The following is a 13,718-nucleotide window of genomic DNA, read 5'->3' on the forward strand; positions in this document are numbered from 1 at the left end:
ATTGTTATTCAAGTGCTGTTACTTCAGGAGCTTCTCGAACTCAGGCTTCGTCACTTTAAAAATGGAGCCGTGCCGCATGCCCTGCGGGAAAGAGATCTTATCAGAGATGTCGGTCCAGTTCTGCAGGTCCTGCGACTGCAGCGCTCCCATAGCTTTGTCGCGGTACTTGTCGAAATACACGATCCAGGTGTCGCCCAGCTTTAGCGTAGTAGGCCCCTCGGCCCAGTAGTTGCCCGTAATAGGCGCGCTTGCCGCTGAGTAAGGTCCGGTCAGCTTATCGGCGTAGGCTACTTTCAGGTTCTTCTGGGGCGGCGTGCGTGTCTCGTCTTTCAGGAACATCACAAAGCGGCCCTTGTCTTTCACGATGGTGGCGTCTATCACGTTAAAGCCTGGCTCATACAGCAGCTTGGTGTCGCTGAAGGTCTTAAAATCTTTGGTGGTCACGTAGTACATGCGGTGGTTGTAGGCATTGTCCTCGGCCGCCTGCGTTTCGGGGAAAAGCCCGGTAATGGTGGTGGCCCAGTAGATCATGTACTCCTTTGTCTTGTCGTCGTAGGTGATTTCGGGGGCCCAGGTGTTGCGCGCGCCCGGCTCGTGCTCCATAACCGGCACATACTGCTGCTCCGACCAGTGCAGCAAATCATCGGAACTGGCATAGCCGATGCCGCGCTCGTTCCAGCTCACTGTCCAGACCATATGGAACTTGCCGTCGCCGCCCCGGATAATGCAGGGGTCGCGCATCAGCTTGTCTTTGCCTGCGGTAGGTTTCAGAAAGATGGAGTCGTTCTTGAGGGCCTGCCAGTTGTAGCCGTCGGTGCTGTACGCCAGGTGCAGCCCATCGCCGTTGCCCTTAAAGTAAGAGAACAGGTATACCTCTTCGTCGGGTGTGGCAGCCTGCCGGGAAGCGGAACAGGACCAGAGCAGGGGCAAGAGCAGCCAGAGCAAAAACTGTAATTTCTTCATTGATGTCAGCGTATAAATAATTGATGGTAGACTTGTGGCGGTATGGTGTTGGTTATCGGTTCTGAAGCAAATTATTTGAATGAAAACGGCCTTCCGGAGACTGTTTTCATTCAAATCACTAGATAGTAGCTTTTGCCCTTGAATCCAAAAGCTAACTGAAATAAACTATCTGAAGCACTTGTTTTGCCTTACTTTTGATGTTTTCACAGTAGTTCCTACCCGCGAAACTGTTACCAGATAAAGCACAAAATTGCAATTGGGAACTGCCAGATAAGTTTCTTCCAGACTACGAAGTGCCATTCCGGTAGTTTTGACGCTTGAGCGGGAGGTAAGGCAGGAAGGTCGGTTTCTGGAATTATTCTAATCGAAAAGGCCCTCAGGAGCTTTTTCCTGCTGCTGCTAGCTTGCCTTTAACGCGGCCAGAGGCTGCGAAACAGGAGCTTGAAGCGAGGCCGCGCCCGTGATTCTTACTTCCCTGACTTTTAATTTTTAATTTTGAATTTCTAATTTGAAGGAGCAACAGCCACAAAGCATTTGAAACCACAGCCAGCAGCCAACATCAAGACCCGGATAGCGCCAACACCCAGCGGCTACCTGCACCTGGGCAATGCATTGTCGTTTGCCATAACCTGGGCGCTGGCCCGCAAGCAAAACGGCACGGTCGTGCTTCGCATCGACGACCTCGACAACACCCGCTTCCGGCCAGGGTACCTGCACAACATTTTCGACACGCTGCAGTTTATGGGCATCGACTACGACGAAGGCCCCGCCAGCCCCGACGATTTCCTGCGTAACTACTCGCAGCACCACCGCTTACCGCTGTACCACGATTTCCTGGACCAACTGCTGGCAAAGGACCTGCTCTACGCCTGCCCCTGCTCCAGAAGCCAGATCGCGGCCCTTTCCCCAGAGGGGCTCTACCCCATGACTTGCCGCAACCTGCAAGTGCCGCTCTCAGAGCCTGGAGCTGCCTGGCGCATTCACGTGCCTGATCATACCATAATCTCTTTTTATGACCTTTTGCTCCGCGAAAATTACGAGGTGCCGCTTTGGGAGCAGATGCCCGATTTTGTGGTGCGCCGCAAAGATGGCATACCGGCCTACCAGGTAGCTTCCGTGTGCGACGACCTGCAGATGGGCATCAACCTGGTGGTGCGGGGGCAGGACCTGCTCACCTCCACGGCGGCACAGGTGTTTCTGGCGCAATGCACCGGCCATACGGCGTTCACCAACATGCGCTTCCTGCACCACCCCCTGCTGCTGGGCTCAGACGGTGCCAAACTATCCAAATCGCAGGATGCGCAGTCGTTGCATGGCATGCGGCAGCAAGGCATGACACCAGCAGCGCTCTGGCAGCGCCTGGCCCACTTGCTCGGCTGGCACGATGCCGATGTGGCAGATGCCCGCAGTTTCCTGGAGCGGTTCCGACCCGAGGAGATACCGTTATTAGTTAAGAGTTATGAGTTATGAGTAAGGGGGCTTGAACAGCAGCAGGCGCAGATGCTATGGAGGTTTATTTTCATTCAAATAATTTGGTTGTTGATTGCTGAATAGTTAAATGGCTAAATCGTTTAATGGTTGATTTTTTAATCTGAAGATTTGGAGATGAGGAGATTTGGAAATGAATTCTTCCAAGCTTTGAAAGTGCAATTAACTTTTCACTTTTAACTTCAAGAAGATCCTGTGTCTCGTGTCCTAGTTAAGCAGCAGGAGCAGAGCCGCCTGAGGGGCAAATCCATTAGAATAATTTAGTAGAAGACGACAATTTAAACGCCTGCACAAGCTACTGCTCAGGCCGGCTCTGGCTGAGCAGGCCATAGTAGTTTATATCCACTACTTCGCCTAAACCGGTTTTATATTCTTTACGGAGAGTACCTTCCAGCTCAAAGCCCAGTTTTTCGACCAGCTGTTTGCTTTGCAGATTGGTTGGAATAATCTTGGCGCAAATTTTCAGGATCGACAGATCATCAAAGCAGTACAGGCACACCGCTCTCAAAGCCTCTGAGGTAAAGCCAAGCCCCTCATAAGTCTGGGTTACAAAGTAACCTACTTCGCTTCTGGGAATACGCCAGTCTATGTTTTTCACGATGATCATGCCTACCAGAAGGCCCCTGAACCAAACCCCATACAACACGGACCTGCCATGCAGGCGGTCGTACTGCAGCTCTTTCAGGTAAATGCTGGCAGCCCCTTTATCGGTAGCCCGCCTGACGGTTATAGGAAAGCTCTCCTGCAGCCTGGTTTTGTTTGCTGAAACCAGCTCTGCAAAAGTGCTGGCATTCTCCTCTTCGAGCACCTTTAGCCGAAGGCGATCTGTCCTGATTTCTTCTTTAAACTGTATCATGAGAAGAAGCCGCTGTGTGTGTGTGCAGCAGGAGCCGGAGCAGAAGGGCTCTTTGTTGCGGCTCCCGGCTACCCTGGTTATTTTTTAGCTTTTACCGAGACAGGAAGTTCCAGATTCTCCCAGCGCAGTACAAAGCCCGGCTCCTGCACCTGGTACTCCAGCCGCTCCTGCATCGAAGCTGCTTTGCGGGGTTTGGCTGTCACGCGCAGCGCATCCTGGTCTTCTTTATACTGCGTGCCCCATTGGTCGGAGGTTTTGTTAAAGATAACGGTCCACTGGTCTTCGCCTGGAATGGTAAACAGGCTATACTTTCCGGCCGGAAGCGTTTTCCCCTCTACCGTCACGGCCTGGTCTACCTCGAAGGTAGTGGCCTCGTTGGCCCCGGAGCGCCACACTTTGCCATAGGGCACTCTATCGCCAAAAATGGTGCGTCCTTTCACGGCCGGGCTGCTGTAGTTAATGGTTACGTTTGCCTGGCCGATCTTACCCGATGCCGTGGCCGGAGGGCTCGGACGGCTTGCCTTATCGTCCTGCGCCAGGGCACCTGCTGACATCAGCAGGCCCAGCATCAGCAGGAGCAGCGAACTGAACAAATGGTTGTTTTTCATATTTTACGTTGTTTTGATTGTATCAGAAAGATAAGAAACTATTTAGTTTTCTGCTACACAATGCTTTGCAAGTAAAAAAGTACACCATAATCTGCTTCAGCTACGCCAGCAGTGCTCCTCCAATTTCATTTTCAGAAAGGTTTGATGCTTGGAAAGCTGCCATAATGTTTATCTCTAATTTTGAAGAACTCCAGCAGGGGCCGCAGCATCTCCGGAGGGGCTTTCTGATTAGAATAATTCTTGCATTCAGGCCATTTCTTCTCAACCTGTCCCGACAATATTTCATGCCTGCCAGGGTTTAATCATTGTAATCAGGTGTAGGTGGCTTGTTTTATGGCTACTTCTGCTGAAAAACGGGCATGCAGCAGAGCCATACTAACACACGTAAGTATTATAAAATCAAGATCCTCCAACCTTATTTCCTGATGCCTCGTATACCACATTCTATTAATTTTGTAATTACGATTTTACTAAAACATTTGCATTTCCGTTACGAATAAAAAAACATTAAATTATTTTTGATAAAATATTTGCAACATAATAAAGTTTCGTATACATTTGTATCATCAGTAGCAAACAATGTAGGGTGTTGAAACTGGCAGACAAGCCCTCCTCTCTCGGGGGTGGAGAATCTGGAATAAAGCAGCAATTTTAAACTATTTAGTACAAAGATTTTTGCCTAACTACTCCGTGGAGGTTCGATTCCTCCCCCTACAGCAAAAGCCGGCCCGGGAGCAATCCCGGGCCGGCTTCTTTTTTTGTTCTAGCCCAAAAGGATCGAAAGACCCAGATCGGTTTTCAGGGCCGCACGTCTGTTAAGTCGCGTAGCGGTACGTCAAGGTCCTGCGCTATTTTTTCCATATGCTGCAGGGCCACTTCTTTTATCCGGTGCTGCAGCAGGTGCAGTCTGGTGCCATCTGCCAGTTGCAGGAAGCCATCGAACCTGGAGCTGTAAAACGTCGCCATCGAGCCCCTCGATTCGGCCACCTGGCTGTAGTTGTTGCGCTTCAGGTACAGGAAGTCGAGCCCCGGAAGCGGTTGGTCGGCTCCGAAGAAGTAGGCAAAAAGCTGCACCCCCTGCCCAAACGTGGCACGCTTCAGATCGAACTTTACGGCCGCATAGGTAAGTTGCGTAATAATGGCAGCCGAAAAAAGCAAGGCTCCGGCCACCACCCCTTTCACTACAGCCACCACGCCTATAACTGCCAGCACCCAACCCAACATGCGGGCCCCTCCGGAAAAATACTTGCCTGTTTTGTAGATATAAGTGGCCATGGCAGATACATAAGGCTTGCCGCAAAATAACAGCTTGAGAATAAAAAAGCAGCTACACAACCAGGAACAGCTATGGTACAAGCCTCCTTTTCCTGTCAGGCACCATTACAGAAGAAGCCAATACAAAGCTGAAAACAGGATTTTTATGTTACGGATGAGTTTCAGCATTTATTTTATCAAAAACCCAACGGCTGTATAGGGCTTCAGGTAGTGTAGCAGCGTAGAAATAAGGTATATGATGCTGCCCATCTCCAGCACCTCCTCTGCCGTCATCACTATCATAAAAACCAGATCGCGGTCGCTGTGGCCCTGGCTCAGCAGGCTTGCTCCCAGCATCTCCAGGCCAAGTGCCCCCAGCAGAAAACAGGCCCCGGCAATAAAAAACCCTCTGCGGGCTGCCACGTTCAGGCTCCTGTAAAACTGATAATAAACCACCGCAAACACCAGCACCAGGACGCCGCCTGCCATGCCCCAGAAAATGTGCGCTGTACCTTCGGCGCTAAACCTGGCCAGCAGTAATTCATGTATGCCCGCCGCCTCGTCTACAGCCATGCACAGGAATATAATAGCAAGGCCCGCCCAGTGCCGGGCAAAATAGTCTTTTTCTTTTCTTTTGATGGCCGCTACAACTGCTAGCAGGAAAGCAGACAAGAGCAGGATAAAAGTTGAAAAGAATGATGGCAGGTTGCCTTCTTTATCAAAATAAAAGACGGGTTGCCAGGCCGGAAGCAGCTTTTGAGCATCGCCTGCCAGTATCGCCAGCATCACCAGCAGGTGGAGCACCAGCAACCCTCCGGCTGCCCAGAGCAGGCAGGTAACTACTGATGCTCCATGGGCAGGCACAGACTTGATAGCTGGCTCTTCTTTCAGGAGAACAAATTCTTTTGCAGCACCTGCACCATTAAGCGTTGCCGGCACTTTCCCATTAAAAATTTGTGACATAATTTAGTGAGGGTTGATTTATTTCCTGTGAAATATAACTATATTTAATTATTTTAACAATTAATATAAACATACACCCTGGCTACAAACTCACAGACTTCCGGGCATATTGCTGCAAGCAGCCACAGGAGCAGCACGTATCTCAGGCAGCAGGTAAGGCAGGTATCGTAAGCTGTAGTTTTCCGTAGGTATCAACTTCTAAACTCATTTGTTGCATGCGCCTACTCTGGAACTACCTGAAGCCTAACCGAAGGCTTGTGCTACTGTCGCTGCTGCTGGCTGGCGTGAGCCAGGTGCTGGCCCTCGTAGACCCTATTATTTTTGGGCAGATAATAGACCGCTATGCCACGCCACCTTTTACCATGCCGCCACACGACCGGGTAAAGGGTGCCCTGTGGCTGATGCTGCTGGCGGTGGTGGTGGCTCTGCTCTCGCGGCTGGCGAAGGCGTTTCAGGAGTACCTGACTAACCTGGTGGTGCAGAAGTTCGGGGTGCAGATCTTTAACGACGGCCTGAAGCAGACCCTGCGGCTCTCGTACCAGGAGTATGCCGACCAGAACAGCGGCGAAACGCTTTCTATTCTGCAGCGGGTGCGCCGCGACACAGAGCGTTTCATCAATGCTTTTATCAACATCCTGTTTTCGTCGGTGGTGGGCGTTGGCTTTCTGGTGTGGTACGCGGTTACGAAGCACTGGGCGCTGGTGCCTATTTTTGTGATCGGCATTCTGGTGCTGGGCGGGCTCACGGGGCTACTGAGCGAGAAGATCAAAACCATGCAACGCTCCATAAACAGGGCCACGAACAAAATGTCGGGGGTTATAACGGAGTCGTTGCGCAACATTGAGCTGGTAAAAAGCCTGGGACTCACGTTTCAGGAGGTGCGGCGGCTGCGGGCACATACCGAGCAGATTTTTGAGCTGGAAATGGTGAAGGTAAAGCGCGTCCGGACACTGTCTTTTCTGCAGGGCACCTCGCTCAACCTCCTCAAACAATCTATCCTGTTCACGCTGCTCTGGCTTATTTTCAGGGATGTGCTCACCACGGGCGAGCTGATCTCGATGCAATTTATTTCGGTGAGCATTTTTGGGCCGCTGCAGGACCTGGGCACCATTATCCTGTCTTATCGCGAAGCAGAGGCAGCCTTGCATAATTTTGATGAGCTGATGCAGAAACCGATCGAGAAGCGCCCGGAGTCGGCCATCGACATTGGCCCGCTGCAGCGGCTGCGGTTCGAGGAGGTGGTGTTCCGGCACAGAGGCGCGCAGCAGAACGCCCTTGCCGGCATCTCCTTCGAGGCCAGCACCGGCGACACTATTGCTTTTGTGGGGCCATCGGGTTCCGGCAAATCTACACTCGTAAAGCTGCTGGTGGGGCTGTATGTGCCGAACAGCGGCGAAGTCTTCTACAACGACTTCTCGGCCAAAGACATCTGGCTGAACGAGGCTCGGCGGCAGCTGGGTTTTGTAACCCAGGAAACCAACCTGTTTTCGGGCACCATAAAAGAGAACCTGCTGTTCGTGAAACCCGACGCCACCGAAGAGGAGATGCTGGCCGCCATGCAGCGCGCCTCGTGCACCAACCTGCTGGCCCGCTCCGAAAAAGGCCTGGACACGCAGATAGGCGAAGGCGGCCTCAAAATGTCGGGCGGCGAGAAGCAGCGGCTCTCCATTGCCCGCGCCCTGATCCGGAACCCGCGCCTGCTCATCTTCGACGAGGCCACCTCCGCCCTCGACTCCCTCACCGAAGAAGAAATCACCACCACCGTAAAGGAGATTTCGGCCATGCGCGAGCAGATCACCATCCTCATCGCCCACCGCCTCTCCACCATCATGCACGCCGACACCATTTATGTGCTGGAACGCGGCAAGGTAGTAGAACAAGGCAGCCACACGGAGCTGGTAGACCAAAAAGGGCTCTACTACGCCATGTGGCGCCAGCAGATCGGGGAGCGCAAGCAGGAGCTGATCCGGTAATTTGACTGCTGGTTGATTTAGACTGCGACTTCACTTTCCGGAACCATACGTGGCATCACCTTGAGAAAAACGACACACGTATGACGACTTTTTACTGCTTGTATAAAAGGAGAGCCAAACTCCGATAAGTGGTGTCGCTGAATTTATAAGGCTCACCTACCACTGAGGAATTATTCTAATGATAATGCCCCTCCGGAGCCTTTTTCTGCTGAACAGGACACAAGGCACGCTTAAGAAGTTAAGTGTTAACAGGTGTTCTCCGGTTCATCTTCAAATCAAATAATCAGCACATTAACCAAATTATTCTAATCAAAAACCCCCTCCGGAGCTATTTTACCTGCTGCTGCTCAGTTACCAGGCTATCAGACAGGAATTTGTGTGACATCGTAATTGAAATACTTATCCAGGATTTTGAGGCTGGCTTTTTCGGGTTGCAGGTAAAAGATCAAGTTCCGGAGGCTTGCGGCTACAGGGTTCTGCCACTGCCCCAGTTGCCCCACCAGCAAGCTGTTTTTGTTGATGTACTTGGTTCGCGGAAAGTGCAGGGCCTCGTAAGTGCTGAGCGCTTGGGCCGAGATGCCATACTTGGCAAGGCAACGGGAAAGCAGGTAAGCGCCTTCTATGGCCACGCAGGCTCCCTGCCCCAGATTAGGAGTAGTTGGGTGCGCAGCATCGCCAATCAGAACTGCATTGCCTTTGCTCCAGCCCCTGCGCGGCACCCTGTCTACCAGGCTGTTTTTAATGATCTGGGGCGAGCTGTCGAAGAGCTGCGGAATGGGATCGTGCCAGTCGCTGAAGATCCTTTTCAGCTTAAGCAGGGTGCCTTCCGGCTCATCAGTTTGCCCAAGTGCCTCATTGGCGGTGGCCCACCAGCCGAACAGGCCATCGCGGATGGGCACAATGCCTATCCGGTTGCCCCTGCCCAGTGTTTCGCTCCCATAGCCTTGCGACAGCGGAAGCTCGGCAATGCCCCGCCAGATGTTGTAGCCTCTAAAAACAGGTTCGCCATCGCCTAGCAGTTGTTGCCGCACCACCGAGTTGATACCGTCTGCGCCAATGAGCAAATCATATGTTGTTTCCCTGCCGTTTTTAAACCGCAGTGCGATGGTGTTGTCGTTGTTCGTTTTGAAATGCTGTAGCTCGTGGCCGGCGTGCAAATTCTCTGAGGGCAGCTGCTGCAGGAGGGCGTTCAGCAGGTCGGCCCGGTGCATACACACAGCCGGCAGCTCGTATGCCGGCCTGGTGCGTGTCAGAATTTTGCCGGAGCTGGTTTTAATGTACGCTTCTTTTAGCTCACCGCATTTTTCCAGCACGCTGTCCAGCATATTTAACTGCCTGTACACGCGCAGCGCATTTGGCCACACACTGATGGCGGCTCCTACTTCTCTGAACTCCGGGCTTCGCTCATACACATCGCAGGCAAAGCCAAAACTCCTCAGGGAGATAGCAGCCGTCAAGCCGCCTATCCCTCCCCCAATCACAGCAATTCTTTTCATAACGAAACTGTTTTAACCGTTTAGCTCCATGGAGCTAATGCAAATGTAAAAGAAATTTTCTTACATTAGCTCAAAAGAGCTAAATGAGAGAAAAAATTCTTGCAGCAGCCATTGAGCTATTCAACAGCAAAGGCATCAGGAGCAGCACCCTGCGCGATATTGCGAAGGAGATCTCGATCAGCGACGGGCACCTGCGGTATTATTTTAAAACGAAGGAGGATCTTATTCTGGCCACTTTCTCGGAGATGGAGCAAACCATTGCCTCTTTTGCAGAAGAAGATAATACCACCAGCCCGGGAGCCGGAGCCATGCTGGCAGCCATTACCAAAAGCTTTGAGGTCATGCTCCGGTACGCTTTTATTTTCATGGAGTCTGTCGCTATCCTGGAAAAGTACCCGAAGGTATTTAAGGCCTATCAGCAGCTGATAGAAAACCGCAGGCAGCTATTTCTGCATGTGTTCGCAAAGTTTAAGGAGGATGGTGTTTTTGCAGCAGACGTGGATGCAGCACTTTTTCCGGTGCTGTTTGAGCAGTTCTTTATTTTATCTGACAACTGGGTAAAATATGCCCGCCTGCCAGACAAGCAGCACCTGAGCGAGCCGGAGTTGGTTGCACATTATGTGGCCTTATCTATGGGCTTGTTTGTCCCTTATTTTAGTGCTCCACTAAAAGATGAGGTGCTAGACTGGGTAAAGCGGCAGCATGCCTGAAGCCTGGTTCAGCCGGCAAATTATGCTAATGATTCAGGCCATACCGTAGCTTTTGCTGCTGCTGGATATAAGAATTGAAAATGTAAGGGGCTTTTAGATTATCTCTTTCCGGGCAGCCGACACTCCATCCCACAAACCACCACCAACTGAAAGGCTTTTTGAAACTTCTTTACAATTCAGAGCGACTCACACTGCCAATTTTAAACCTTTCGGGTTTCTCCGGCTTCGGCTGGGCAAAGGCGCTGGTTACTACCTGCTTGCTCTCCTGGGCGGGCTTGTTGCCTGCGCGGGCTTTGTACCAGTTCTTCATGCGCTGCATAACCGGCTGCTCCACATACACCGAGATCAGGTAAGCACAAATAATACTGAAGACAATGGGCGGCACGATAACCAGCACACTGCTGCCGAAATAATCTTTAATGTTGTTGATAATGATATAGCCGATGTACTGGTGGAACAGGTAGAGCGGGTACGATATACTGCCCAGGAAAAGAAACACTCTGTTCGACATAAAATCGAGCTTACCGCTGATGCTCAGGAAAAAAACCAGGTACATGCCACCAATGATCAACACATCTGTCAGGCCCTTCTCGATGTAAAACGAAAGTGCCATAGCGGCTACAATCGCTAGTTGCACCTGCACGTGCTTCCGCACCTCCGGCTTAAACTTGAGCAGGTAAAACAAAATGCCGGAATAGAAAAAGGCTCCGTAATACAGGTTGAGCAGCTTGCTGGCAAACGGTATTTCATAGAGGTGCATGTTCACGAAGTTGAGCGCCATCCACACGGCCCCGATATACAGTATCTTATCGAGCTTGCGGGTTACGAAGATCACCAGCAGCATCAGGTAAAACATCCACTCATAAAACAGGGTCCAGTACACGCCGTCTACCTCGGGCACGCCTACCAGCTTCTGGAACATGGTGAGGTTTATCAGGAAATCGGTAAAGGAGGTTTCGAGGCCGGGCAGACCAAAGAACTGCACAGCGGCAAAGGTCACGATGGCGCAGAACCAATAAGCCGGGTAGAGGCGAGTGATCCGTTTAAACAAAAAATCTTTGCCGTCTGTAATATTCTTGAAGCTGAAAAAGATCACGAACCCGCTGATCATAAAGAACAGCTCCACGCCATAGTTACCGTAGGCAAAATCGAACTGCCGGCTAAAGTTATGACCGTATAAACTTCTGTATGTAGTAGTGTAGTGATAGAGCACGACCAAAAAAGCGGCGATCCCTCTCAGGGAATCCATAAAAAGTAATCTGTTCTTCTCCATAAATCCTGCCTTCAGCTAAAATACAACGCACCCTCAACTCCCTGAAAGACTTGCATCAAAATAATTCAATTAAATTCTCAGCTTTCGCCCTGGTTTTTTTGTACCGTATATTTCAGAATATTGTTATTCATTTTCTACAAAATAGACCTAAATCTATAAATTATTATATAAACACTTTTCTATATCCAGCTACATGGCGCAGCGGCAGTACCTACACAGAATGCAATCTTGTAGCGCGCCTCCAGAATAGAGGCTGTAGCAGATTAAGAGGAGTGGCTATTCGGCCCCTAAGCGGTCTATGTGGCGCAGGATGCGCTGGTTCAGCTTCGGGCCGGTGGTAAAGCGGTAAACGAAGTTGAGGCGGTAGTTGCCCGTCATGATGGTGTTGGAGAAGCCCTGGTTGGAGATTACCCGCACGTTGTTGCGGACATAGTTGGCGCTGATGGCCCACCTGCCGGCATTGTAGCCCACGAAACCGCGCAGAAACAGGTTCGGGTTAATGCCCCACTCGGTATGCGTGCCGGCATCTTCTTGTTTCTCAGAGTAGCCTACGCCCAGGTTAGCAGAAGCAGAGCCGGTTATAAAAAAGTGTTTTTTGATAACCAGCGTGTAGGCATAGCCGGCATTGGGGCCAAACTCAAAAAAATTGAGCTTTGTAAAGTTTCCGGCCTCGCTCCCGATCAGGGGCACCGGCACCAGCACACTGTCGCCGGCTATCCTGCCGCCATACATCTCGAAGCCCAGCAGAAAAGAGCCGGCCGATTTCTGCTGCCACTCGTTCTGCATAAAAGCCGCCCTGTACGAAAACCGCTCGTGGTTGAAGAGGTACTGCACCGAAGCCCCTATTTTGGTGAGGACAATATCGGGCCGCACATAAAAATCATCGTCTGATCTTGCTCCCCTGCCCCGCTCCTCCAAGTGGTAGCCTTTGTAAAACTGGCCAAAAGCATCAATCACGAATTTTCTGGGGTAGATGTGCGCCTGCAGGTCCAGGTAGCGGGTATCGCCCTGATTATGGTCTGGGTTCAGAAAGCCGAAGCCATAGGCCAGGTTCAGGGTAGCCCATTTGTAGGTGGCTCCCACGCCCATGTTCAGGCTGGTATTGGGCATATACACGTACCTGGTGTTGTCGGTTTTTTCCCTGATCCTGAAGCCGGTATATTTCCCGGAAAGATAGAACCTGGTTGTGAGCAGATCCGGGAAGGTCTGGTAATAGGTGTCCCCGGTTGTTGCCTGTGCTTTGGCATCTGCTGCCCCCAGCAAGGCGAGGCAGCAGATGGCGAATATCTTGAAACAGCCAGGCAATGTGCGCATCATGGTTTAAACAGGCATAATTAAAATTCTGAAAAGGACCTATGTATAGTACCTGCTTGCGCTGCTTCTGGTTACAGTTCACCGCCCGGCTGGTCAGTTGCAGGAGCCAAAGAACAGCACTATAGCAGGAGCGCAGGCCACTGCCGACAAATCAGGGTCTGAAATTATTCCAATTAAAAAGCCCCTTCGGAGCACGCTTTTGCTGCAGGCGCAGCATATGGCAAAGCAGCAGCAGAGCCTCCGGAGGGGCTTTTTAATTGGAATAATTGCCGGATCGTTGCTGGCTCATTTATTGCAGCCAGCAACACAAACTCACTGCAGTCGCCGATTGTTCTTTGTCTGATTTCAACAGGAGGATAAAAAAGCCCTGCGGCCTGTTTCCTGAGGCGCTGCAATTTCTGATGCCGATACGTTAGCAGAGATGTTTATAACATGCCTTTTCGGAGGCCAGCTATTCCTTAAAATAAAAATACCTTTGTAACTTTCTACCAGAGCAGGATTATTCCTTACATTTGCGCTGCTGCTCAAATAAAAAAGAACCTCATTTATAAGCATCTAACTTAAGAACCTGAAAGAGCATGACCCTTGCTCCCGCTTTCTCTGATGCAGGAGAAGCGCCTCGCCCCGTAACACCTGAAAACCCTTACCAAGCCAGCAAACAAGCTTATACAGCAGCTGCCTCACCTGCATTTTCGGGGAGGAGCAATTAAAGCCATAAGTTATCCACACCAGGAATTGTTTAGAAAATTAATGCGTTCTGGCCATTACAGAGGGAGTGGCCGGAGAGAAATAGAAAACACAAGCCGACATGTTATACTGA

General features: G+C 51.0%; 11 protein-coding genes. 3 read left to right on the top strand and 8 right to left on the bottom strand.

Going from position 1 to position 13,718, the window contains the following annotated elements; all coding sequences use genetic code 11:
• Nucleotides 1-18 precede the first annotated feature (18 nt).
• Entirely contained in the window at nucleotides 19-963 is a 945-nt protein-coding gene (locus FJM74_RS17665) for a glycoside hydrolase family 43 protein (protein ID WP_187263970.1), read from the bottom strand.
• Nucleotides 964-1,497: 534 nt separating this feature from the next.
• Here FJM74_RS17665 and FJM74_RS17670 point away from each other — a divergent pair.
• Nucleotides 1,498-2,433, top strand: a complete 936-nt coding sequence (locus tag FJM74_RS17670) for a glutamate--tRNA ligase family protein (protein WP_187263971.1) — start codon at nucleotides 1,498-1,500, stop codon at nucleotides 2,431-2,433.
• 313 nt (nucleotides 2,434-2,746) lie between these two features.
• On the opposite strand, the gene FJM74_RS17675 is transcribed toward FJM74_RS17670, so the two are convergent.
• The 4 genes from FJM74_RS17675 to FJM74_RS17690 all read right to left on the bottom strand — a co-directional run bounded on the left by FJM74_RS17675 (nucleotide 2,747) and on the right by FJM74_RS17690 (nucleotide 6,132).
• Entirely contained in the window at nucleotides 2,747-3,307 is a 561-nt protein-coding gene (locus FJM74_RS17675) for a GNAT family N-acetyltransferase (RefSeq protein ID WP_187263972.1), read from the bottom strand.
• Between the two features lie 77 nt (nucleotides 3,308-3,384).
• Nucleotides 3,385-3,915 (bottom strand): DUF2911 domain-containing protein, encoded by a 531-nt coding sequence (locus FJM74_RS17680; protein WP_187263973.1) that lies wholly within the window; start codon nucleotides 3,913-3,915, stop codon nucleotides 3,385-3,387.
• A gap of 798 nt (nucleotides 3,916-4,713) precedes the next feature.
• Nucleotides 4,714-5,190 carry a hypothetical protein gene (locus FJM74_RS17685; protein ID WP_187263974.1) on the bottom strand — a complete coding sequence of 159 codons (477 nt, stop codon included), beginning with the start codon at nucleotides 5,188-5,190 and terminating at the stop codon, nucleotides 4,714-4,716.
• A gap of 168 nt (nucleotides 5,191-5,358) precedes the next feature.
• Nucleotides 5,359-6,132, bottom strand: a complete 774-nt coding sequence (locus tag FJM74_RS17690; protein WP_187263975.1) for a hypothetical protein — start codon at nucleotides 6,130-6,132, stop codon at nucleotides 5,359-5,361.
• Between the two features lie 215 nt (nucleotides 6,133-6,347).
• Here FJM74_RS17690 and FJM74_RS17695 point away from each other — a divergent pair, with 215 nt between their 5' ends.
• Complete coding sequence (locus FJM74_RS17695; protein WP_187263976.1) at nucleotides 6,348-8,105, top strand: ABC transporter ATP-binding protein; 1,758 nt, start codon at nucleotides 6,348-6,350, stop codon at nucleotides 8,103-8,105.
• Nucleotides 8,106-8,467: 362 nt separating this feature from the next.
• On the opposite strand, the gene FJM74_RS17700 is transcribed toward FJM74_RS17695, so the two are convergent.
• Nucleotides 8,468-9,601 (bottom strand): FAD-dependent monooxygenase, encoded by a 1,134-nt coding sequence (locus FJM74_RS17700; RefSeq protein ID WP_187263977.1) that lies wholly within the window; start codon nucleotides 9,599-9,601, stop codon nucleotides 8,468-8,470.
• A gap of 83 nt (nucleotides 9,602-9,684) precedes the next feature.
• Here FJM74_RS17700 and FJM74_RS17705 point away from each other — a divergent pair, with 83 nt between their 5' ends.
• Complete coding sequence (locus FJM74_RS17705) at nucleotides 9,685-10,311, top strand: TetR/AcrR family transcriptional regulator (RefSeq protein WP_187263978.1); 627 nt, start codon at nucleotides 9,685-9,687, stop codon at nucleotides 10,309-10,311.
• 169 nt (nucleotides 10,312-10,480) lie between these two features.
• Here FJM74_RS17705 and FJM74_RS17710 read toward each other — a convergent pair whose 3' ends face one another.
• Both FJM74_RS17710 and FJM74_RS17715 read right to left on the bottom strand, forming a co-directional pair.
• Complete coding sequence (locus tag FJM74_RS17710) at nucleotides 10,481-11,560, bottom strand: acyltransferase family protein (protein ID WP_187263979.1); 1,080 nt, start codon at nucleotides 11,558-11,560, stop codon at nucleotides 10,481-10,483.
• 300 nt (nucleotides 11,561-11,860) lie between these two features.
• Nucleotides 11,861-12,901 carry a DUF4421 domain-containing protein gene (locus tag FJM74_RS17715; protein WP_241739228.1) on the bottom strand — a complete coding sequence of 347 codons (1,041 nt, stop codon included), beginning with the start codon at nucleotides 12,899-12,901 and terminating at the stop codon, nucleotides 11,861-11,863.
• Nucleotides 12,902-13,718 lie beyond the last annotated feature (817 nt).

It is taken from the genome of Pontibacter beigongshangensis, from assembly GCF_014332515.1.
Classification (GTDB): Bacteria; Bacteroidota; Bacteroidia; order Cytophagales; family Hymenobacteraceae; genus Pontibacter; species Pontibacter beigongshangensis.